Origin of the sequence: Saccharothrix texasensis (genome assembly GCF_003752005.1) — a bacterium.
Classification (GTDB): domain Bacteria; phylum Actinomycetota; class Actinomycetes; order Mycobacteriales; family Pseudonocardiaceae; genus Actinosynnema; species Actinosynnema texasense.
This window is the reverse complement of record NZ_RJKM01000001.1, coordinates 9,157,088-9,178,199: the sequence shown is the minus strand read 5'-3', so window position 1 is coordinate 9,178,199 and position 21,112 is coordinate 9,157,088. Positions and strand designations below refer to the sequence as shown.

Annotated in this window: 21 protein-coding genes; 10 read left to right on the top strand and 11 right to left on the bottom strand. The window is 73.3% G+C overall.

Annotated elements, in window-relative coordinates:
- From EDD40_RS40900 to EDD40_RS40880, 5 genes are all read left to right on the top strand, one after another.
- The coding region (locus EDD40_RS40900) for a dipeptide/oligopeptide/nickel ABC transporter permease/ATP-binding protein (protein WP_123747627.1) at window positions 1-1,515 on the top strand (1,515 nt) is incomplete at its 5' end.
- Complete coding sequence (locus EDD40_RS40895; protein ID WP_123747626.1) at window positions 1,512-2,375, top strand: ATP-binding cassette domain-containing protein; 864 nt, start codon at window positions 1,512-1,514, stop codon at window positions 2,373-2,375. The genes EDD40_RS40900 and EDD40_RS40895, both read left to right, overlap by 4 nt.
- Window positions 2,372-3,934: a family 20 glycosylhydrolase gene (locus EDD40_RS40890; protein WP_123747625.1), complete on the top strand. Its 1,563-nt coding sequence runs from the start codon at window positions 2,372-2,374 to the stop codon at window positions 3,932-3,934. Before EDD40_RS40895 ends, EDD40_RS40890 begins: the two co-directional genes overlap by 4 nt.
- A 182-nt stretch (window positions 3,935-4,116) precedes the next feature.
- A complete protein-coding gene (locus tag EDD40_RS40885; RefSeq protein WP_123747624.1) occupies window positions 4,117-4,713 on the top strand; it encodes a helix-turn-helix domain-containing protein in 597 nt (198 codons plus the stop codon).
- 96 nt (window positions 4,714-4,809) lie between these two features.
- Window positions 4,810-5,670 (top strand): class I SAM-dependent methyltransferase, encoded by an 861-nt coding sequence (locus tag EDD40_RS40880; protein WP_123747623.1) that lies wholly within the window; start codon window positions 4,810-4,812, stop codon window positions 5,668-5,670.
- Here EDD40_RS40880 and EDD40_RS42985 read toward each other — a convergent pair.
- A complete protein-coding gene (locus EDD40_RS42985) occupies window positions 5,659-8,175 on the bottom strand; it encodes a hypothetical protein (protein ID WP_211348381.1) in 2,517 nt (838 codons plus the stop codon). The genes EDD40_RS40880 and EDD40_RS42985 overlap by 12 nt on opposite strands.
- A 144-nt stretch (window positions 8,176-8,319) precedes the next feature.
- Here EDD40_RS42985 and EDD40_RS40870 point away from each other — a divergent pair, with 144 nt between their 5' ends.
- Complete coding sequence (locus tag EDD40_RS40870; protein WP_211348379.1) at window positions 8,320-8,691, top strand: hypothetical protein; 372 nt, start codon at window positions 8,320-8,322, stop codon at window positions 8,689-8,691.
- A gap of 50 nt (window positions 8,692-8,741) precedes the next feature.
- On the top strand, window positions 8,742-9,317 hold the full coding sequence (locus tag EDD40_RS40865) for a DUF4240 domain-containing protein (protein ID WP_123747622.1): 576 nt from the start codon (window positions 8,742-8,744) through the stop codon (window positions 9,315-9,317).
- A 3-nt stretch (window positions 9,318-9,320) separates the two neighbouring features.
- Here the strand turns inward: EDD40_RS40865 and EDD40_RS40860 are convergent, their stop codons facing one another.
- A complete protein-coding gene (locus EDD40_RS40860) occupies window positions 9,321-9,728 on the bottom strand; it encodes a hypothetical protein (RefSeq protein WP_123747621.1) in 408 nt (135 codons plus the stop codon).
- 175 nt (window positions 9,729-9,903) lie between these two features.
- Between EDD40_RS40860 and EDD40_RS40850 the strand changes: the two genes are divergently transcribed.
- The gene (locus EDD40_RS40850) at window positions 9,904-10,503 is read left to right on the top strand and encodes a hypothetical protein (RefSeq protein WP_148089072.1); all 600 of its coding nucleotides are present in this window, start codon (window positions 9,904-9,906) and stop codon (window positions 10,501-10,503) included.
- A gap of 88 nt (window positions 10,504-10,591) precedes the next feature.
- Here EDD40_RS40850 and EDD40_RS40845 read toward each other — a convergent pair whose 3' ends face one another.
- Genes EDD40_RS40845 through EDD40_RS40805 form a run of 9 tightly spaced genes read right to left on the bottom strand, consistent with a single transcriptional unit; the run spans window position 10,592 to window position 18,940 of the window.
- Window positions 10,592-11,314 (bottom strand): ABC transporter permease, encoded by a 723-nt coding sequence (locus tag EDD40_RS40845; RefSeq protein WP_201435534.1) that lies wholly within the window; start codon window positions 11,312-11,314, stop codon window positions 10,592-10,594.
- Complete coding sequence (locus EDD40_RS40840; RefSeq protein ID WP_123747618.1) at window positions 11,311-12,222, bottom strand: ABC transporter ATP-binding protein; 912 nt, start codon at window positions 12,220-12,222, stop codon at window positions 11,311-11,313. The genes EDD40_RS40845 and EDD40_RS40840 overlap by 4 nt, the downstream gene beginning before the upstream one ends.
- Window positions 12,219-13,079 (bottom strand): ABC transporter permease, encoded by an 861-nt coding sequence (locus EDD40_RS40835; RefSeq protein WP_123747617.1) that lies wholly within the window; start codon window positions 13,077-13,079, stop codon window positions 12,219-12,221. Before EDD40_RS40835 ends, EDD40_RS40840 begins: the two co-directional genes overlap by 4 nt.
- Window positions 13,072-14,001, bottom strand: coding sequence for an ABC transporter ATP-binding protein (locus EDD40_RS40830; RefSeq protein ID WP_211348371.1), 930 nt, complete (start codon window positions 13,999-14,001; stop codon window positions 13,072-13,074). The genes EDD40_RS40835 and EDD40_RS40830 overlap by 8 nt, the downstream gene beginning before the upstream one ends.
- A gap of 59 nt (window positions 14,002-14,060) precedes the next feature.
- On the bottom strand, window positions 14,061-14,708 hold the full coding sequence (locus EDD40_RS40825) for an ABC transporter ATP-binding protein (protein ID WP_123747616.1): 648 nt from the start codon (window positions 14,706-14,708) through the stop codon (window positions 14,061-14,063).
- Window positions 14,705-15,514 carry an ATP-binding cassette domain-containing protein gene (locus EDD40_RS40820; protein ID WP_246038270.1) on the bottom strand — a complete coding sequence of 270 codons (810 nt, stop codon included), beginning with the start codon at window positions 15,512-15,514 and terminating at the stop codon, window positions 14,705-14,707. Before EDD40_RS40820 ends, EDD40_RS40825 begins: the two co-directional genes overlap by 4 nt.
- Window positions 15,511-16,347 carry an ABC transporter permease gene (locus EDD40_RS40815; RefSeq protein ID WP_123747615.1) on the bottom strand — a complete coding sequence of 279 codons (837 nt, stop codon included), beginning with the start codon at window positions 16,345-16,347 and terminating at the stop codon, window positions 15,511-15,513. Before EDD40_RS40815 ends, EDD40_RS40820 begins: the two co-directional genes overlap by 4 nt.
- Window positions 16,344-17,372 (bottom strand): ABC transporter permease, encoded by a 1,029-nt coding sequence (locus EDD40_RS40810; RefSeq protein ID WP_246038267.1) that lies wholly within the window; start codon window positions 17,370-17,372, stop codon window positions 16,344-16,346. Before EDD40_RS40810 ends, EDD40_RS40815 begins: the two co-directional genes overlap by 4 nt.
- A complete protein-coding gene (locus EDD40_RS40805; RefSeq protein ID WP_123747614.1) occupies window positions 17,354-18,940 on the bottom strand; it encodes an ABC transporter substrate-binding protein in 1,587 nt (528 codons plus the stop codon). Before EDD40_RS40805 ends, EDD40_RS40810 begins: the two co-directional genes overlap by 19 nt.
- A 316-nt stretch (window positions 18,941-19,256) precedes the next feature.
- On the opposite strand from EDD40_RS40805, the gene EDD40_RS40795 reads away from it, so the two are divergent.
- Window positions 19,257-19,988 carry an alpha/beta hydrolase gene (locus EDD40_RS40795; RefSeq protein ID WP_123747612.1) on the top strand — a complete coding sequence of 244 codons (732 nt, stop codon included), beginning with the start codon at window positions 19,257-19,259 and terminating at the stop codon, window positions 19,986-19,988.
- Window positions 19,989-20,131: 143 nt separating this feature from the next.
- Window positions 20,132-21,094 (top strand): small ribosomal subunit Rsm22 family protein, encoded by a 963-nt coding sequence (locus EDD40_RS40790; protein WP_246038266.1) that lies wholly within the window; start codon window positions 20,132-20,134, stop codon window positions 21,092-21,094.
- Window positions 21,095-21,112: the final 18 nt, after the last annotated feature.

Here is a 21,112-nt window from a genome sequence, read left to right as displayed (position 1 = left end):
GGTGGCCGCAACAGCCTCGGCGGCGCGCTCATCGCGCTCGTGGTCGCGCTCGCCCTCGGCGTGCCCGGCGGTCTGGTCGCGGGCTACTACGGCAAGTGGTTCGACTCGCTGGCGAACGGGGCGAGCAACTTCGTGATGGCGCTGCCGGCCATGATCGTGCTGCTCGCGTCGAGAGCCATCCTCGGCCCGACCGTGCCGGTCCTCATGGTCGTGCTCGGCGTGCTCGTGGCCCCGAGCTTCTTCCGGCTCGTGCGCGGCATCGTGGCCACCATCCGCCGCGAGCTCTACGTCGACGCCGCACGCGTGTCCGGCCTGCGCGACCGCCGGATCATCTCGCGGCACGTGCTGATCGTGGTCCGCGCGCCGATCATCATCCAGGTCGCCCTGGTCGCCGGCATCGCGATCGGCTTGCAGGCAGGCCTGGAGTTCCTCGGCATCGGCAGCGGTGACACCCCGACCTGGGGCGCGATGCTCAACGAGGCGTTCCAGAACGTGCAGCGCGACCCCTTGCTGATGCTGTGGCCGGGGCTCGCGCTCGGCCTCACCAGCGCAGCCCTCGTGCTGCTGGCGAGCGCGCTCCGCGACGTGCTGGAGGACCGGGGCGCTTCGGCGCCCGGGCCGCGGGCGCGGCGGGCCGCCCGAGTCGCGGAACCGACCACCGCGGACGGTTCCGGGGAGCGGGCGTCACTGCTGTCCGTCCGCGACCTGGCCGTGTCGTACGGCCACGGCCCGGCCGCCGTCGAGGTGGTGCGCGGGGTCGACCTCGACGTCGCCGAGGGCGAGGTCGTCGGCCTGGTCGGCCAGTCCGGCTCCGGCAAGTCGCAGACGGCGTTCTCGGTCCTGGACATCCTGCCCGAGGGCGGTCGGGTCACGCGGGGCAGCATCCTGGTCGCCGGCACAGAAGTGGTCGGCCTCCCCGAGAAGGAGTACCGCGCTCTGCGCGGAGGGGTCGTCGCCTACGTGCCGCAGGAGCCGATGAGCAACCTCGACCCGGCCTTCACCGTCGGCAGCCAACTCGTGGAACCGATCCGGGTGCGCTCGGGGCTGTCCCGCAAGGACGCGACGGACCGGGCGCTGGACCTGCTGCGCCAGGTGGACATCACCGATCCCCGGCGCGTCTTCGGCCTCTTCCCGCACGAGATCTCCGGTGGCATGGCCCAGCGCGTGCTGATCGCCGGCGCGATGAGCTGCGACCCGCGCCTGCTCATCGCCGACGAGCCGACCACGGCGCTGGACGTGACGGTCCAGGCCGAGGTGCTCGACCTCCTGCGCCGCCTGCAGGCCGAGCGGGGCCTGGGTGTCCTGCTGGTGACGCACAACCTCGGCGTCGTCGCCGACCTCTGCGACCGCGTGGCCGTGATGGAAGCCGGTCGGATCGTCGAGACGGGCCCCACCGGTCAGGTGCTCGGGCAACCGCGTGACCCGTACACGCGCAGCTTGGTCGAGGCCGTGCTCGACGACGTCCCCGCGCGATCCGCCTGGGTCGCGCCGCGAACCACGGAGGTGCCGGCATGAGCGGCAACGCGTCGTCCGATCCGGCGACCGCGCGGATCCTCGACGTCCGCGACCTGCGCGTGTCGTTCCCCGGCAAGGGATGGCGCGCGGCGCGCGTCGACGTCCTGCACGGCGTCTCGCTCGACATCCGGCCCGGTGAGACCGTCGGTCTGGTCGGTGAGTCGGGATCGGGCAAGACGACGATCGGACGAGCCGTCCTCGGCCTCGTCCCCGTGGCCGGCGGAACCGTCGAGTTCCGGGGCGAGCGCGTCGAGGACGCGCCCGCCCGGCAGCGCCGCCGGCTCAGCCGCCACCTCCAGGTGGTGTTCCAGGACCCCTACGCCTCGCTGAACCCGTCCATCCCGATCGGGGAGACGCTCGCCGAGCCGCTGCACGCGCAGGGGATGACGGGCCACGACGCCCGCCACCGGGTCCTCGACCTGCTGGACCGCGTCGCGCTTCCGGTGGACGCCGCCCGACGGCTGCCGAGGGAGTTCTCCGGTGGGCAGCGGCAGCGGATCGCGATCGCTCGGGCGCTCGCGATCGGCCCGGAGCTGATCGTGTGCGACGAGCCGGTGTCCGCGCTGGACCTCACCACGCAGCGCACGGTGCTGGACCTCCTGCTGGAGATCCAGGAGCAGACCGGGGTCGCCTACCTGTTCATCTCCCACGACCTGTCCGTGGTGCGGTACATGAGCCACCGGGTGAACGTGATCCACCGGGGTCGCATCGTCGAGTCCGGGGAGGCCGGTCAGGTCACCGCGGAGCCCCGGCACCCGTACACACAGCGACTGCTGCTGTCCGCGCCCGTCGCCGACCCCACCGCCCAGCGGGCCCGGCGGATCGCGCTGGGCCGACGCCAAGCCGAGGAGACCTCATGACGACCCTCCCCCTCGTGCCGCTCCCGGCACGGATCACCGCCACCCCGCCGGGACGGGTGCCGCTCGGGACGTCCGGAACGGTCGTGATGGCCGTGCCGCCGGGGTTGGCGCCGGGCGTGACCGAGTGGTTCACGACCTGGGCACGTCGACTGCACGACCTCGACGTCCGGGTGGCCGCCTCCGGTCACGTCACGGTCGTCGTGGACGACCCGGCCGCACTCGGGCTGGCAGACGTGCGCCCGCCGGACGGGGTCGACCCCCGCCCGGCGGCAGCCGACGAGCGGTACCGGCTGACGGCCGGCCCCGACGGCGTGCTCGTCGAGGCCGCGAGCGACGAGGCCGCGTTCCGAGGGCTCACCACCTTGCTCCAGCTCATCGGCGCGCAACCGGCGTCAGTGCCCTCGGTCGTGATCGAGGACGGCCCCGCCTACGCGTGGCGCGGCCTGTCCCTGGACGTCGCACGCCACTACTCCACACCGGCCGAGGTCCGCCGCGTCATCGACCTCATCTCCTGGTACAAGCTGGACGTCCTGCACCTGCACCTCACCGACACCCAGGCGTGGCGGGCCGAGGTCGCCCGACGGCCGCGGCTCACCGGCGCCGGGGAGCCGTTCTACTCGCGGGAAGAACTCGACGCGATCATCGCGTACGCGGCGGAGCGGTACGTCACCGTGATCCCCGAGTTCGACGTGCCCGGCCACGTGGCCGCCGCGTTCGCCGCCTACCCGGAACTGGGCGGCGACGCCGAACCGGCGCACGAGCACGTGCGCTACCTCGATCCCGAAGTGCCCGAGGCCGTCGCCTTCACCCGTGACGTGCTCGAGGAGGTCATCCGCCTCGCGCCGGGGCCGTTCGTGCACCTGGGCGCCGACGAGCCGTTCGGCATGCCGGTGCAGGCGTACCGGCGGTTCGTCCGAGAGGCGCACGCGCAGCTCCGGTCAGCGGGCAAGAGGGTCGTGGCCTGGCAGGAGGCGGCACGTGCGGGGTGCCTGGGAGAACACGACGTGCTCCAGTACTGGATCGGGCCGGACAACCCCTTCGACACCGAACGGCTCAAGGCACGGGCGCCGGTCGCGCTGCACACCCTGATCGAGGAGGCGGCCCGGATGTTCGCGCTCGCGCCGGGTGACCTGCCGGCCGCGGCGGCGGCGGGCGTTCCGGTGCTGGTGTCGTCCAACACGATGCTCTACCTCGACCGCCCTTACGCGGACCCCGCCGGTGACGAGGAGTCGGAGCGGCGGCGGCACCACGCCGGGCACCCCGACTACGAGGCCCGGAGCCCGGCGCGGGCGTTCGACTGGCACCCGTCCGTCCTGCCGGAGGTCGCGGCGGCGGGAGCGCGGGTCGCCGGCGTCGAGGCGGCGATCTGGTGCGAGACCGTCGAGTCCTTCGACGACCTGGCGTTCCTGCTGCTGCCGCGACTCGCGGGTGCCGCGGAGAAGGCGTGGACGAGGCAGGTCACCGAGTGGGGTGACCACGGGCCACGTCTCGCCCGTCACGTCGACGCGTGGCGCGCCCTGGGCTTCCGGGCCGCGTACCGACCGGCCCACCCGGAGTAGCGGATGAAGGCTTGGCGATCACCCGGGGGGTGATCGTCTCGGCGAGCGGGTGGACGTTGCCGATCAGCCCGGACACCGATGCGATCGCCGAAGACCGCAGCGGTGGGCCCCGGCACCGACTGATTCCCCCTCCGGCCTTTAACGTTGACCGCGGTTTGCGGCAGAGGCATAGCATGTTGTCCATGACGCAAGATGACGGCGGGTTGGACGGCCTCGTGCGCAAGCGCATCCGCGCCCTGCGGGTCGCGCAGGGCCTGTCCCTCGAGGAGCTGGCCGCCCGCGCCCACCTCAGCCAGTCCTCGTTGAGCCGCATCGAGAGCGGTCGACGCCGCTTGGCGCTGGACCAGCTCGTCACCCTGGCCCGAGCGCTGGACACGACCCTCGACCAGCTCGTCGAGAACGCCGCCGACGACGTCGTCATCAGCCCGATGACCCACGGCTCGCACAACCTGAGCTGGCCGGTGAAGGGCGACCCGGCCATGAGCGTCATGCGCAGGCGGCTGACCGAGCCGCCGCCCGACAACCCCGCAAGGATGCGCGCCCACCCGGGCCGGGAATGGCTCGTCGTGCTGTCCGGCACCGCGACCTTGGTGCTGGGTCACCGCCGCTTCCGCGTCGAGACCAACCAGGCCGCCGAGTTCCCGACGATGATGCCGCACGCGATCGGCGCCGAGGGCGGCCCCTGCGACATCATGTTCATCTTCGACCGCGACGCCCGGCGCGGCCATCGCGAGACCGACGGTCGAGCCGGGAACGGTGACGCGCAAGCGGGCTCGTAGCCACCGCCTTGCGCGCCCGGCAGCACGAGCAGCGTTCGTCTTGCGTTTCCCGCAAGACGACGTGCCGATAGCGCAGCACGGGCTTAGCGTGGCGGTATGCCACCACCGCACACCCACCACGAACACGGCCACCACCACCAGAGCGGCGACGGCGGGCAGGCGGAGATCCTCGACCTGGACGCGGAAGTCCTCGCCGAGCACATCGCCGCCATCACCCGATGGCTGCCGGTGCGGAGCGACCCGCGCCGGATCGTCGACCTGGCCGCCGGCACGGGAGCGGGCACCTTCGCGCTCCTGGACCGCTTCCCCGAGGCGCACGTCATCGCCGTCGACGCCTCACCCGAACACCTGCGACGGCTGCGGGAGAAGGCGTGCGCCCGCGGTGTCGACGGGCAGGTGCGCGTGGTGTCGGCCGACCTCGACGACACCACCTGGCCCGACCTGGGCACACCCGACCTCGTGTGGGCGTCGGCGTCCCTGCACCACCTGGCCGACCCCGACCACGCGCTGCGCGCCGTCCGCGACCTGCTCGCACCCGACGGCCTGGTCGCGGTCGTCGAGTTGGCCGGACTCCCCCGCTTCCTGCCCGAGCACGCCCCCGCCGAGCGGCCCGGCCTGGAGGACCGCCTCCACGCCGCGGCCGACCGCCTGCACACCGAGCACGTGCCCCACCGCGGCGCCGACTGGGGAGCCCTGCTGACCGCCGCCGGTTTCACCGTCGCGGACGAGCTCGCCGTCGCCGTCGACATCGAGGGAGCCCGCGACCCGGCGATCGGCCGCTACGCCCTGGGTGTGCTGCGGCGCCTGCGGGGCGCCGTCGCCGAGGAGCTCGCGGCGGACGACCTCGCCGCGCTCGACCGGCTGCTCGACACCGGCAGCCCGCACGGCCTGCTGCGCCGTGACGACCTCGCGCTGCGCACCGAGCGCACGGTCTGGGCCGCGGGCCTACGGCCGTGAGGTGAAGGCGGCGACCACGCCGGGGACGAGCACCGCGTTCACGTTCCCCAACGGCACCCAGGCGGCGGGTTCCGCCGCGCCCGCCCGGTGGATCGAGACCCGGTTGTCGGCGATCCGCACGTCGGTGATCGCGCTCCACGGCAGGGTTCCCCCTTGCACGTCGACGCCTTCCCGGCGCACCCGCAAGCCGCCGAGGTCGACGGTCTCGCCCTGGCGGACCCGGTCGGCCAGTCGGGCGACCAGCCGCGGTTCGAGGTGGCGCCGCGCCAGGTCCACCAGGAACGACCACGCCTCGGGCGGGGCGGCGTCCTTGCCCTCGGTGGTGAACTCCAGGTCGATCTTGTTCGCGAACGTCGCCGGGTACGCGCCGAGCGAGAAGTACCAGAGGGTCTGCCGCGAACCGAGGCCCAGGAAGCGCTTCGTCGTGGCGGGGGCGCTGAGGTAGCGGACCCACTCGACCCGGTCGAGCGCGATCGAGCGGTCGCCGTAGCTGACGGACCGGGCGTCGGCGTGCAACCGCCTCGACTCGATCTCGGCCTCGAAACCCTCACCCGGGCCGTCGTCGGCGGCGAGGTGGTCGGCGAGCCAGGCGGGCACCCGATCGCGCGGGTAGGCGGCCAGGTCGTCGCGGTAGTGCTCGGGCGCGAACAGGTCTTCGGTCGGGAACGGCTGGTCGCCGTAGTCGTACTCCACGGTCGTCTCGCCGAGGTGCGTGACGGTCAGCAGCAGTCGCCACCACGGCCCCGCCGGCATCCGCGCCGCGACCTCGCGCTGCTCCCGCACCAACGCCATGATCGCCTCCGGCACCGCGACCGCGTCGTCGGACCGCTCGGTCCGGAACCGCACCCGGCCCCTCTCGGCGGACGCGGTGACCGCGAACACCGCGCCGAACCGCCGCCACCCGGGCGGGCCGAGCAGGGCCAGCTGCTGGACGATCGGCTCGATCAACCTCGACGCCCGCTCGGCGATCGCCTCCTCGGGCGGGGTGTCGACGATCGTGAAGCTCTGGATGACGCCTTCCTCCTTCAACTGCATGGCCGCCCACTCGATGTCGATCATGCCGTTCGCGGCGCGCTCCTCGGCGATGAACTCGTCCTCCGCCTGCCTCGGCGGGACCGAGCTCGACGTCTCCTTGACCCGCCCCGAGTCGCCCACCAGGAACACCGACCGGCCCACCGGCATGTCCAGGAACGCCATCGGGTCGCTCTCGTCCACCTCGACCGGCGCGTACACGCTCCACCCGGCCTCGAAGCGATCCGCCACCAGCCCCTCGGTCGGGTAGTCCAGGCGGCGGGACCTGATCGACTCGACCACCAGCGCGATCGCGGCCCGCGCGTCCGCGACCGCCGAGCCGCCGCCGCGGACGTCGCCGGTCACCTCGGGGCGATCCTCCTCGCGCAACGGGGAGTCCTCCGGGTCCTCCCCGGCGAACAGCGCGTCGAACCAGTCGTTCTCGAAGGCCATGCCGAGGCGGCTGAGCACGCGCCGGTACGCCGCCGTGGCCGCCGCGTCGAGGTCGATGACCTCCGAGCCGCGCCGCTCGGCGTCGAGCGCGAGGCGCAGCAAGGCCTGCGCGTCCCCGTCGGTGGAGGACGAGGTGGCCAGCATGGCGTCCAGGAAGTCCTCGGCGTCGTCCTCGACCGCGAGTCGGCGCAGGGCGGCCAGGTCGGCCTCTCCCAGTTCGGCCCGGCGCACCGCGACGAGCTGCGGGAACACGTCGGCGACACCGCAGGAGCGCCACGGGGACGCTTGGCGGACGCGGTCGGCGATGGTGTCGAACAGGCGGGCTGCGGCGTCCGTCTCGGCGGCGAGGTCCTCGAGGATGTCGCACATGGCCTCGCCCGGGACGAGCAGCCACCCCTCGGTGTCGGCGTCGGGCAGGCCCGTCGGGTCGACCGGCGGCCAGGTGCGCCACACCGCGGCCGGGGGCGACGGCGCACGACCGTCGTAGTCCGGGTCCAGGAACTCCACCAGCCGCCGGGCCTGCGAGGAGTCCGGGCGCCGGGCGACCAGGTAGCCCGCCCCGCCCAGCAGGTGTCCCAGCTCGCGCAGGCGGTCGGTCAGCCACCCGGGGAAGTCGTGCTCGTGCAGCAGCGCCTGGGCGAAGGCGTCGACGGCCTGGTGGTCGTAGGCGACGGCGGGACGTGGTGGGCGTGGCCGGACGAACCGGCTGAAGTCCGGGCTGCTCTGCCCGGTGTAGCCGCCTTCCCCGGGTGGCTGGCCCGCGCCGAACCAGAGGCACGCCTCCTCGAACCGCGAGCGCGCGTCCTCCGCCGGTCCGCTCGCGGACACCTCTTCGACCTGTCCGCGGGCGCCGACCAGGAACACCGACCGCTCCGCCGGCTCGGGCGAGTCGTCCGCCGGGTCGGGATCGGCGACCATCACCGGCGCGAAGACGCACCAGCCGCCCCAGAACTGCTCGGCTTCCAGTCCTTCGGTGGGGTAGTCCGCCCCTGCGGACCGGATCCGCTCCGACACCAGGGAGATCGCCTGCGCCGCGTCCATCGCCCGTCCTTCCGCGCGTTGCCGGCGGTTCCGTGGCGAACCGCACCGGGGTCGACCGTCGCCAACCTAGCGGATCGATCACGGTGCGGGTGGGGCAACGAATGAGCTTGCGGCGCAGCGGTTGCGCGCCACATGCTGGCACCCATGTCCGAACCGGTGCACGTTCTGGCACGTCCGGTCAGGTGGCGGCGCACGGGCGCCCGCGCGTTCGCGTTCGCCGCCCGGGTGGACGGCACCTGGTGGGTGCTGAGGCTCAACGACTTCCCCCACCACCCGCTGTACACGCTGTTCGTCGACGGCGCGGTGGTCGGCGATGTGGAGGACGTCCCGTCCAGGGCGCCGGGTTGGGACCTCGGCAGCGCCGACGGGCCGGGGCTGACCGACGAGCAGCGCGCCGAGGCGCTCGCGTCGGTGCGCGGGCTCGAGCCGTACGGCAGCGAGGTCGGCCGGCCCTGTGACGGCGACTGGTGCTCCTGCGCCGGGTACGCCGAGGAACGCGGCGCCGCGACTGGATGAGCACGCGGCAACCGCGGAGCACAAGTGTCGTTCACCTATACGATGCGCCGGTGGAGATCGACGACTGGTGGGCCGTGGTCGAACGTGCCCGCGTCGCGGTGGGCGACCGCGCCGGGGACCGCGACGACGCCGACGACCCGCTGCCCGACGCGTTGACCGACGAGCTCGCGAAGCTCGGCGCGGACGACATCGTCGACTGGGAGATCACCTTCGTCCAGGTCACGGACTCCGCGTACCGCCACCCCTTGTGGCACGCGGCGTACTTGATCGAGGGCGGCTGCGGTGACGACGGGTTCATGGACTTCCGCGACGGGCTCATCCTCCAAGGCCGCGACGTGTTCACCCGGGCCGTCGACGACCCGGACACGCTCGCCGAGCTGCCCGTGGTCCGCGCGATGGCCGACGAGGAAGGCGGCGGTTGGCTGGGTTTCCAGTCGATCGGCACGTGCGTCGAAGAGGCCTACCGACGGGTGCGCGGCGAGACCGACTCGTTCCACGAGGCGGTCGACCGGGCACTCGCCGGCCTGTCCCGCCCCGGTGAACCGGCGGGACCGGGGTGGCACTGGTCGGACGACGACGCGTTCCGCGAGCACCTGCCCAGGCTGTCCGCGCTGTTCCAACCCTGAACCTCAGCCGTGCGCGGGCGCGGGGTCGACGGCTTCGCGGGACAGCAGCGCGAAGCGGGTTCCGCCGAGGGCCGTGTCGATCGGGCGGTCCAGCTCCAGCACGAGCGGGTCGTCGGTGATCCGGTAGGTCCGGAACGAGGTCGTGCCGAGCGGTTCCCGGTCCTCCACCGCGTGCCGCGTCCCGCCGTCGACCACCGACCACGTGCCGGACAGCCGCACGGCCGGTTCGACCTCCAGCACGCCGGGTGCGGTCACGCGCCAACGGAAGCGCTCGACGGTGAACTCCGTGCTCCAGCTGCACCAGTACGTCCAGCCCGTGCCGTCGGCGCGGAACACGACCTCGGAGTACTCCGGGTCGTGCGGGTACAGGTCGCGGTCCGACCAGTGGCCCACCAGGTTCTCGTCCGGCACGGGCGGATTGTGCACCACGGTCCGCGCCGGTGTCGTGCTGTCGACGCGGTGTCAGGCGACGGGCGCGACCGGGTCGGCCGGCCGAGAGGGATCGCTGCGGGCACGTCGACCCAGGGATAGCCGCCCTGTGCGTGCTCCGACCGCGACCAGTCGACCCTGGCCTACGCTCCTCTTCGTGGACGTTCCACCGCGGGATGTGCTCACGCCGGACGAGATCGCCCGGCGGGTGGAGCGCGGGCGGTCGTTGATGCTCCCGGTCGGTGTCGCCTCGGACCTGGACGCCGCCTCGGCGTCCGCGCGGGAACTGCGGGCGTCGCTGCCTGAGGACCTGTGGGTCTTCGCCTCGCCGGGATCGGTGTCCGGCGGGCCGGTGCTCGTGGTGATGCGACTGGTCGGCGCGGCGGAAGCGAAGGAGCTGCGGCCGGCGCTGGAGGTGTTGATCGCGGATTTCCGGCAGTGCGCCGGCGCGCTCGTCGCGGCCCTCCGCGCCGACGTCCTCCCCGCTCACGACAGCGGCGACGAGTACCCGGGCGAGGTCGAGGCCGCCGGTGTCACGTGGCTGATCGAGGTGCACGGCGAGCACTGCCGGTTCGAGGACCCGGTGAGCGGTGTGGTCGTGGAGGCGAACACCTACGACCCCGACCTGCTCGACCCCTACTTCCTGCTGCTGTTCGCCCGGACCTCCGGGCGCCACGACGCCGTCCTCGCCGCGTGCGTGCACGGCTTCCACGACATGTGCCGCCTGCTCGACCTGGCCGAAGTCGGTTACGGCTGAACGCCCGGCCGGGGCCCGCTCACCCTCCCGAACCGCGTTTCCCGGTGCGGGGTGCGGCGATGCCGAGCCCCCGCACCGGGAACGCGGCCTAGTTCGCCTCGCCCGTCAGCGCGAAGGACCGCAGCCGACGGGTGGCGCCGACCGTGCCCACCACGACGAACACCGACGCCATGACCAACGCGGTCGGCACCGAGAGCGTCGAGGAGATCAGCGGGGTGTCGCCGATCGCGTCCGCGATGGCCGTCGCGTGCTGGCGGATGCTGAACACGCGGGCGCCGTCGACGAACGACACCAGCAGGTTCTCCCACAGCACGATGTAGATGAGGCCCACCGCGACCGGCCGCTTGGTCATCACGCTCAGGGCCAGGAACAGGGCGCTGTAGGCCAACCCGCCCAGGGCCGTGCCGGCGACCAGGCCGACCGCCAGCGGGCCGGAGCCCGCGATCAGGGCCGCGACGGCCAGCGGCACGGCGGTGGCCGCGGTGGTCACCAGCCAGGCCACCAGGAGCTTCGACAGGATGATCTCCGAGCGCGGCAGCGGCTTGGTGATCAGGTGGGTGATGGTGCCGTCGTCGATCTCCAGGCCGAGCGCGCTGCTGCCGACGATCAGCGCGGTGAGCGGCAGGATGACCGCGAGCCCGAGGTTGGAGAAGACCAGCGGGCCCCAGTCGGACGGGGTCTCGCGCTCCTCGCTGAAGACGCTCAGCAGGGTCAGCCCGATCAGGATGATCGGCATGGGGAGCAGCAGCAGCACGCGCCTGCGGCCCAGGAGCGCCCGCGCGGTGAGGCGGATGATCGTCGGGTTCATCATGTGGTCACCAGGTAGGAGAAGACCTTCTCGAGGGACTCGTCCGAAGGCAGGATCGTGGTCAGCCGGACGCCCCGCGCCCTGGCGATCTTGGCCAGGGCCCGGGTGAACGCGCCGTAGTCGCTGGTGTGCACCTGGAGGCCCGCCTCGGCGATGCTCACCCCGGACACCGACGGCTCGCCCATCAGCGCCGTCGCCAGCAGGCGGTCGTCGGAGGAGGCGATGGTGAACACGTGCGGGCGGGTGGTCATCAGCCGCCGGATGTGCCGGTAGTCGCCGGAGGCGGCGAGCCTGCCCGCCACGATCACCTGCACGGTGCCGGAGAGCTGCTCGACCTCCTCCAGGATGTGCGAGCTGAACACGATGGTCCGCCCCTGCTCGGCCATGCCGTCGAGCAGCTCCATCATGTGCATCCGCTGCCGGGGGTCCATGCCGTTGAACGGCTCGTCCAGCAGCAGCACGTCCGGGTCGTGCACCAGCGCCGCGGCGACCCGGCTCCGCTGCCGCATCCCCTTGGAGTAGCCGGAGATCCGGCGGTCCTGCGCGTCGCGCAGGTCCACGGTCTCCAGCGCGGCGCGGGCGGCGGCCGCCGGGTCGGGGAGCTTGTGCAGCTTCGCGCTGGCCAGGACGAACTCCCACGCGGTGAGGAACCCGGGCACGCTCTCGCGCTCGGTCACCAGGCCCAGCTTGCGGTACACGGCGGGGTTGGCCCACGCGGGTTCGCCGCCGATCACGACCTGGCCCTGCGACGGCGCCAGCAGGCCCGCCATGAGGTGCAGCACGGTGGTCTTGCCCGCGCCGTTGGGTCCGAGGAGCCCGGTCAGCCCGGGGCCGATCGACAGGGTCACGTCGTTGACCGCGACCACGTTGCCGTACCAGCGGGAGACGCCTGCGAGTTCGACCGTGTTCATGACTTGATCCCCCTGTACCGCCACACCGCGACCATCGTGCCCAGCGCGGTCAGCCCGACCGCGACGAGGCCGTACACCGGTCCGAACGAGCCGATCGGGACGATGTCGACGTCCACTCCGAACAGCCACTGGTCCACGCCGTTGAGCAGGCTCGTCGGGTCGAGCAGCCCGGCGAGCGAGCCGATGGTCCCGGAGTCCAGCTCGCGCAGGACGGCCGAGATCGGGGCGGTGAGCAGGAAGACGCCGATGATCATGCCGGTGGCGAACACCCGCCGGCCCGACAGCGACGCGATCGGCAGGCCCAGCGCCGACAGCAGCACGGCGTGCACGGCCGCGGCGAGGAGGCCGACGAGCAGCCCGCCGAACTCCTCCAGCACCCCCGGCACGCCGTCGTCGGTGCCGAAGGCCATGCCGACGAACATGATCAGCATGGGCACCGCGAACAGCAGGAACGTCGCCGTGGCCAGGGCGGCGACCTTGGTCAGCGCGTAACCCGACCGGCTCAGCGGGCGCGACAGGTACAGCTGCACCAGCTTCGTGCGCAGGTCCACCGACACCAGCTCGGGCGCGACCACGGCGACGAACACCGTCGCGGCGAAGGTGAAGGTGGACGCGACGCCGACGTAGTCGAGCACCGGCTCGGACAGCCGGCTGTTGATGATCACGATGATCAGGGAGGCGAGGCCGGCCAGGCCGACGAGCCCGATCGGCAACACCTTCGCCCACGGGCTGCGACCGAGGCCGTAGGCGCTGCGGACGCTGTGCACGTACAGCGAGCGGGCCGAGTAGCCGGGGCCGAGCCGGGGGCCGGTGTAGCGCTGGTAGCCGATGTCGTGGATGACGCCGGGCTCAGACATGGGACACCTCCTCGGCCGGGCGGTCGCGGAACAGGTCGGCGACCTGGTGGCGCTGGCGCTCCAGCCGGTGCAGGCTGAGGTCGAGGTCCGCGACGGCGTCCCGGATCAGGTCGTACACCGCGCCGTCGTCCTCGCCGAGGCGGACGGTCAGCACGCGGTTGTCCCGGCGCACGTCCACGCCGCCGGTGGCGAGCGCGGTGGCGAGCCGCTCGGCGCCCTCGTCGACCTCGACGACGAGCAGGTCGTTGTGCTCGGTCATCGAGGACAGCGTCGCCGAGCGCAGCAGGGTGCCCGCGTCGATGGCGACCAGCGACGTGCAGATCCGCTCGATCTCGCCGAGCAGGTGGGAGCAGACCACCACCGAGATGCCGAACTCGGTGCCGATGCGGTGCACCAGGTCGAGCATCGCCCGCCTGCCCGCCGGGTCGAGCCCGTTGGTGGGTTCGTCGAGCAGCAGCAGCTCGGGGTCGTGGACCAGCGCCTGCGCGAGCTTGACCCGCTGCTTCATGCCGGTGGAGTACCCGCCGATCCGGCGGTAGCGCTCCTCGTAGAGCCCCACGTGCCGCAACGTCTCCGACGCCCGCTCCCGTGCCGCCGCGGCGGGCAGGCCGCTGACCCGCGCCATGTGCGTGACGAACTCGGCGGCGACCATGTCCGGCGGCAGGCAGTCGTGCTCGGGCATGTAGCCGAGCTTCGCCCGGACCTGCTCCCCGTCCGCGATCGGGTCGAGGCCGAGCACGCGGATCCGCCCGCTGGTGGGTGTCAGCAGCCCCAGCGCGAGCTTGATCAGCGTGGTCTTCCCGGCGCCGTTGACCCCGACCAGGCCGACGACACCCGCCTCGATGTCCAACGTCAGGTCCGCCAAGGCGGTCACCTTGTCGTCGTAGCGCATTCCCAGCGCGGTGGTCTCGATGAGTGGCACACGAGGACCCTACGGCCGGCGGCCACCCGCGACATCCGGCCGACACCCTGAGCCGAGGGCTAACGACCCCTAGGGGTCGACGGCGCGTCCACGAGGTCCTGGAAGTCGAGGACCCGGTGCGCCACCGCATCGAGGAGCGGGCGGTCGTGCGAGACGGCCAGCACGCCGATCCGCCGCGACTCGACGGCGGCGCGCACCAGCTCCCAGATCTCGACCTGGCTGATCGGGTCGAGGCTCGCGGTGATCTCGTCGGCCACGAGGAAGCGCGGGTCCGCCAGGAGTGCCCGCCCGAGGTTGACGCGCTGGGCCTCGCCGCCGCTGATCTCGTGGGGGAAGCGGTCCAGGAGCGCCGGCGGCGCCAACGCCGGGTCCAGCCCGTCGAGGACGTCTTCCCCGACGCCGGTCTCCGCCAGGCTCCGCCGGATCTTCCAGAGCGGGTCGAGCGACAGCAGGGCGTGCTGCGAGACGAGTTGCACGGGGTTGGCCGTGCCCCGCCCGGGACGCGGCGCCCGTCCGTCGGCGGAGACGTGGCCGCGCTGCGGGCGCAGGATGCCGGACAGCAACCGGCCGAGGGTGCTCTTGCCCGCGCCGCTGGGCCCGTGCAGGCCGACGACCTCACCCGGTTCGACCGACAGCGACACCCCTGTGACCACCCAGCGCGACTTGCCGGAGTAGCGGAACCACACGTCGTCGGCGCGCAGGGTCATGCGTTCTCCAAGAGCCGGAACCCGTTGCCGGGCAAGGCGTGCCACAGGGCTCGGGTGTAGGGGTGGGTCAGGTCGTCCGCGCGGAAGTCGGCGGGCCGCGCCTCGTCGACGGTGCGGCCGTGGCGGCAGATGACGACCCGGTCGGCGACCTCCAGGGCCGCGGCGAGGTCGTGGGTGATGAGCACGACCGCGCGATCCTGGTCGGCGATGCGCCGCAGGTCCGCGAGGGCCGCGCGGACCGCCTCGGGTGGCAGGCCGGGGGTCGGTTCGTCGGCGATGACCAGCGCGGGATCACCCATCAGCGCCATGGCGGTCAGCACGCGCCTGACCTGGCCGCCGGACAGCTGGTGCGGGTACTGCCGGTGGACTTCCGGTCCCAGCCCGCGGCCGTCGAGCGCCGCGCGGGCGACGACGTCCGGCGACGTCCGACCGGCCAGCTCCGCGGAGCGGCGCACCTGGCGGCCGACGGGGGTGACGGGGTCGAGGAACGTCACCGACTGGGGCAGCAGCGCGATGTCGTGGCCGGCCCGGTCGCGCCGCGCCGGCGGGTCGAGGACGACGCCGTCGAAGCGCACCGTGCCGCTCTCGGCGGCGTTGGGCGGCAACATGCCCAGCACGGCGTGGGCGAGCAGGCTCTTGCCCGCTCCGCTGGCGCCGACCAGGGCGACCAGCTCACCCCGGTCGGTCGTCAGGTCCATGCCGGACAGCGCGGTGACGGTGCGGCGGCGCAGCCCCCGCTCGTACTGGGTGAACGAGACGGCCAGCGAGCGGATGTCCAGCAGCGGGGTCGCCGGTGCGGTGGTCACAGGTGGTGGCTCCTCGGGTCGATCAGTGACCGCAGGTTGTCGCCGATGCCGTCGACGACCTTGACCACCAGCAGCAGGCACAGGCCGGGCAGCACGGCGAGCCACCACGCGCCCGTCGAGAGGAACCGCATGGACTCGGCCAGCAGGATGCCGGTCGAGGGCTCGGCGGGATCGACGCCCAGGCCGAGGAACGACAGCGCGGCCTCGTGCAGGATGGCGTGCGGGAACAGCAGGACCAGGCCGACCAGGAAGTGCCCGGTCAGGTGCCCGGCGACGTGCTCGCGGGCGACCCACCACCGGCTGCGCCCCAACTGGACCGCGGCGGTCGCGTAGTCGGAGTTGGCCACCTGCTTGGCCTGGCCCCGCAGCACCCGGGTCAGGTGCGGCCAGTGCGTCACCGCCACCGCGATGATCACCGCGTCCGTGCCGCCGCCGAGCGCGAAGGCGAGCAGGAGCAGCAGCACCAGGTGCGGCAACGCCATGAACAGGTCCACCAGCCAGCTCACGACGGCGTCGACCCGCGGTCCGCCGACGGTGGCGGCGCAGGCCAGGACGAGCGCGATCACCGCGGAGATCGCGGCGGCGGTCGTGCCGACGACCAGGCTCATCCGCAGGCCGGACAGCACGCGGGCGAGCACGTCGCGGCCCAGCCAGTCGGTGCCGAACCAGTGCCCGGCCGAGGGCGCGCTGTTGCGCTCCCCCAACGACGTCGTCCGCGCGGCGTCCTCGGCCCACGAACCGGCCACGAGCACGCCGAGCACCACCACCGCGGACACGCCCAGCAGGACCAGGGTGCGGGTGCGGCGGTCCACCCTCGTCACGACCGCGGTCATCGCTTCCTCCGCACGTCGACGAGCCGTGACCTCGGGTCGAGGGCGGCGTGCACGCGGTCGCCGACGAGGTTGCCGGTGAACACCAGCACCGTGGTGAACAGGGCGATCCCCAGCAGCAGCGGCACGTCCTGGCCCAGCGCCGCCGCCGTGGTCGCGGCGCCCAGCCCGGGGTAGGAGAACACCTGCTCGGCCAGCACGGAGCCGCCGAACAGCTCGCCGATCGAGCCGAACTGGAGCAGCAGCGCGGGCGCGGCGGCGTTGCGCACCACCCGGTGCAGCACGAGACCCAGGCCGCGTTCGCCCTGCGCCCGCGCGAACGCCACGTGGTCCGAGGCCAGCGCCTCCACCACGGCCTGCCGCGTGTGCAGCACCACGGGCGCGATCCCCACGACGCTCAACGTGATCGCGGGCAGGGCCAGGTGCGCCAGCCGGTCGCCCAGCCCCACCTCGTCGGCGGGCACGCCGATCGGCACCGCGCAGCACACCGGCGCCCAGTTCCACGACACCGCGAACACGTAGAGCAGCAGCAGCCCGACCCAGAACGTCGGCGCGGACGCGAGCGTGTACGAGAACCAGGTGATCGCCCGATCGGCGAACCGCCCCCGGCGCGTCCCGGCGACGAGGCCGAGCGCGAAGCCGACCAGGCCCGACAGCAGCCACGCCAGCGCCATCAGCGCCAGGCTGGTCAGGAACTTGTCGCCGATCACCTCCAGGACCGGCCGGTTGAACGTCAGCGAGAACCCGAAGTCACCGCCCAGCAGGTTGCCGAACCAGCTCAGGAACCGCTCGTGCGCCGGGTCGTCCAAGCCCCACCGCTCGGCGATCAGCGCGCGCTGCGCCGAGCCCAGCGACGCGACGTCCGCGCCCACGTAGGCCGCCACCGGGTCCACCGGCGAGTTCACCATCAGCACGAACGAACCGACCGCGACGGCCGTCAGCAGGAGCAGCAGGCGCGAGACCCGCGCGGCGACCGCGACCACCACCGGGCGTGCCGCGGAACCCGCCGTCAGCACGTCCAGCTCCACCCGGCGATGCCCCGGGTGATCGGCCAGCCGTGCCCGTGCGGCTCGACCTGGAGCTTCCCGAGGTCGAGGCACGCGTCGGCGTAGTAGGTGTGGTCGAGGTTGACCAGCCACGCCCACGCCGCGTCGGCGCCCGGCCCGAACTGCCGCTGCGCCGCCTTCCAGTGCGCGGCGGCCTGCCCGGGGTCCGCGGCCGCCATCGCCGCGTCCAGCTCGGCGTCCACCACCGGGCTCCGGTACAGCGCGGGGTTCCACAGCTCCACGCCCGCCTGCGCCGACGAGTACAGGTTGTGCATCTCGGTCGCGTCGTGGCTGCCCCAGCCGAACAGCACCGGGTCCGCGTGCATGCGGGTGCGGATGACCTCCCAGCTCTCGCCCTGGGCGGTCACCGCGACGCCGATCGGCTTCAGCATGTCCGCCACGGCCAGGGCCAGGCCCTGCCGCACCGAGTCGCCGGCGGGGTACAGCAGCGGGAACTCCGCCCGGCGGCCACCGCGTTCGCGCACGCCGTCACCGTCGGCGTCGACCCAGCCGGCGGCCTCCAACACCCTCTTGGCCCCTTCGGGGTCGTCGTCGGGGACCGCGGTGGCCGGCTCGTGCCAGGGCAGCCCGTCGACCGGGCCGGTGGCCGGGCGGCCGAAGCCGTTGAGCACGCCGTCCACCAGGGCCCGCCGGTCCAGCGCCACGTTGACCGCCCGCCGCACCGCCAGGTCCGACGTCACGTCGTTGCCGATCGGCCGCCCCTCGTCGGTCCGCCGGCCCTCGTCGGGCTGGAACGGGAACGCGATGCCCCGGTTGTCGACGGACTCGACCCTGGTCAGCCTCATGCCGGGGATCTCGCCGGTGGCCAGCGACGACGGCAGCGCGGCCAGGTCGACCTGACCCGACCTCGCCGCGGCCAGGCTCGCGTCCTCGCCCGTGAAGACGAACACCACCCGCTCGAACGCGGGCTTCGCGCCGTAGTAGGCGTCGTTGCGCCGCACGATCAGCTGCTGGCCCTCGTCCCACTGCTCGAAGACGAACGGCCCGGAGCCCACCGGCTTGCGCGCGTAGTCGGGCCCGTGCGCGTGCTCGGGCACGATCCCGAGCGACACCAACCGGTTCACGAACGTGCTCTGCGGCTTCGTCAGGCGCAGCTCCACGGTGTCCTCGTCCACCGCGACCGCCTCCCGCAGCACGGTCACGTCGGTCGCCCCGCCGCTCTTCGAGGCCGCGGTGAACGTGTAGGCCACGTCGCGCGCGGTGACCGGCCGGCCGTCGCTGAACTTCGCGTCGGCCCGCACGTCGACCGTCCACACCAGACGGTCCGGGCTCACCTCGTACCGCGTGGCCAGGTCGTTGACGATGTTCAGGTCCGCGTCCCTGGCCAGCAGCGTCGAGTGGAACAGCGGCGAGCCGTAGCGGCCCCAGCCCAACGTCGGGTCGTAGCCCTCCTCGGACTCGCCGCCGATCGCCAGCCGCAGCTCGACAGGCCTGCCGCCGGACGCGCGGTGCGCTTCGGTCGAACACGACGCCAAGGCGATCCCGGCGACGGCCACGGCCGCCGCGCGGAACCGAGCAGACCTGCGCACGGCACTCCCCCTCGATCGTTATTGCCGAAGATAGGCAACAAGCACTTGTGGGCATTAAGGCACACCAAGATCGGCGTCACAATCAGATGTGATCTCCACGTCACCGTTCGCCGGGGAGCTGCCGGCCGTGATGCCACCGCCCGCGAAACCCGGTTGGCGGGCCGAGGCGACCGCTGCTACGTTTCCGGCGGCCGTGCGAGAGACCGAGGAGGTGGTACCCGTGGACGTTTCGACATGGGTGCTCCCCTCAGGGGTCACGGTCGGGCGGTAGGTCGCCCGGGAGCGCCGTTCGCGAGCACTCCCGAAAGGCACGACCATGCGATTCACCTCCGAACAGCGCTTCGACGACGGCGTCCTCGAACGCGAGTTCGTCCTCGGCGAGATCCCCGGCATCCTGTGGACGCCCGCACCCGCGTCCGCACCGGCGCCGCTGGTCCTGGTCGGCCACCCCGGCGGACTGCCCACGATGTACCCGCGGCTGGCGGCCCGGGCCCGGCACGCCGCGGCGGAAGGCTTCGCCGCGGCCACCATCGAGCTGCCCGGCTCCGGCGACCGCCCCCGCTCCGCCGCCGCCGACCAGGCCCGCGCCGACCTGCGCCGGGCGGTGCGGGCCGGTGAGCCGGTCGCCGACGAGGTCGTCGACCGCCTCGTCCTCCCGCTGGTCGACCAGGCGGTCCCGGAGTGGCGGGCAGCCCTGGACGCCCTCCTCCCGCTGCCCGGGCTCGGCGGCCCGGTCGGGTACTCGGGCGGGGTGATCTCCATCGGCGTCCGGCTGGCCGTCGTCGAGCCCCGCATCTCGGCCGCGCTCCTGTTCGCGGGCAGCTACGTGCCCCGCGCCATCGTCGAGGAGGCCCGGCAGGTCACCATCCCGCTGCAGGTCCTGCTCCAGTGGGACGACGAGGGGAACGACCGGCAGGTGGCCCTGGACCTGTTCGACGCCTTCGGCTCCGCGGAGAAGACGCTGCACGCCAACATGGGCGGGCACACCGGCGTCCCGCAGTTCGAGGGCGACGACGCGAACCGCTTCTTCGCCCGACACCTGAAGTGACGCCGCGCCGACAACGCTAGGGGTGCCACCCGGGCCACCGCCGTCGAGGACGGGCGCCGTCCCCTCTCCCCTCGACGGCGGTGGCCCGGGCGACGTGCACGACCGATAACATCCGGCTTTCGTCGAACCGGATGGAGTGGCCCGTGTCGGAGGAACTTCGGCGTGCGCTGGAGGCGGAGCTGGCCGGGCAGAAGTCGGCGGCGCTCGCACCCGTCGTCGAACGGCTGTCCGCCCGCTACCGCGAAGGCGGCGCGGCGAGCGAGCCGATCCTGCGCACCCGCGCCGACGCGAGCGCGTACGCCGCCTACCGCATGCCGGCCACGTACGCCGTGCTGCGCCACGTCCTCGGGGAAGCCGCGGCACAACGACCGGACCTCGCACCGCGCACGCTGCTCGACGTGGGCGGCGGCACGGGCGCGGCGCTGTGGGCGGCGGTCGAGACGTGGCCGGACCTGACCTCGTTGACGGTGTTCGAGCAGGCCGAGGAAGCGTCACGGCTCGGGTCCAGGCTGGTGGCGGGCGCGACGAGCCCCGCGCTGCGGTCCGCGCGGTGGGTCCGGGGCGTGCTGGGGCCGACGACCGCCCTGCCCGGAGCGGACGTCGCCACCCTGTCCTATGTGCTCGGTGAGCTGCCGCAAGCCCTGCGCGACAAGGTGGTGGACGCGATGGTCGAAGCCGCGGACACCGTGGTCGTGGTGGAGCCGGGCACGCCGGCCGGGTACCGGCGGGTCCTCGCCGCGCGGGACCGGCTGATCGCCGCGGGCCGCTCGGTCGCGGCGCCGTGCCCGCACGAGGCCGCCTGCCCGATCGCCGGGTCCGACTGGTGCCACTTCTCCGCCCGGGTGGCCCGGACGTCGTTGCACCGGCAGGTCAAGTCGGCGACCCTGGGTCACGAGGACGAGAAGTTCGCCTACGTCGTCGCCACCCGCGTGCCGGGTCCGCACGCCGGGAACCGGGTCCTGCGCCACCCGTTGCGCCGCAAGGGGATGGTCCAGTTGCGACTGTGCGCGCAGGACGGTGCGGTCGAGGACCGCGTGGTGAGCAAGCGCGACCCCGACGCCTACCGCGCCGCCCGCGACGTCGAGTGGGGCGACCCCTGGCCGTGACGGCGCTGCCGATCACCC

Coding starts and splice junctions, on each gene's coding strand:
- EDD40_RS40815 (WP_123747615.1), bottom strand. CDS start 16,347: ATGACCGCGGTCGTGACGAGGGTGGACCGCCGCACCCGCACCCTGGTC.
- EDD40_RS40825 (WP_123747616.1), bottom strand. CDS start 14,708: ATGACCCTGCGCGCCGACGACGTGTGGTTCCGCTACTCCGGCAAGTCG.
- EDD40_RS40845 (WP_201435534.1), bottom strand. CDS start 11,314: ATGATGAACCCGACGATCATCCGCCTCACCGCGCGGGCGCTCCTGGGC.
- EDD40_RS40840 (WP_123747618.1), bottom strand. CDS start 12,222: ATGAACACGGTCGAACTCGCAGGCGTCTCCCGCTGGTACGGCAACGTG.
- EDD40_RS40890 (WP_123747625.1), top strand. CDS start 2,372: ATGACGACCCTCCCCCTCGTGCCGCTCCCGGCACGGATCACCGCCACC.
- EDD40_RS42985 (WP_211348381.1), bottom strand. CDS start 8,175: ATGGACGCGGCGCAGGCGATCTCCCTGGTGTCGGAGCGGATCCGGTCC.
- EDD40_RS40880 (WP_123747623.1), top strand. CDS start 4,810: ATGCCACCACCGCACACCCACCACGAACACGGCCACCACCACCAGAGC.
- EDD40_RS40795 (WP_123747612.1), top strand. CDS start 19,257: ATGCGATTCACCTCCGAACAGCGCTTCGACGACGGCGTCCTCGAACGC.
- EDD40_RS40835 (WP_123747617.1), bottom strand. CDS start 13,079: ATGTCTGAGCCCGGCGTCATCCACGACATCGGCTACCAGCGCTACACC.
- EDD40_RS40870 (WP_211348379.1), top strand. CDS start 8,320: ATGTCCGAACCGGTGCACGTTCTGGCACGTCCGGTCAGGTGGCGGCGC.
- EDD40_RS40895 (WP_123747626.1), top strand. CDS start 1,512: ATGAGCGGCAACGCGTCGTCCGATCCGGCGACCGCGCGGATCCTCGAC.
- EDD40_RS40885 (WP_123747624.1), top strand. CDS start 4,117: ATGACGCAAGATGACGGCGGGTTGGACGGCCTCGTGCGCAAGCGCATC.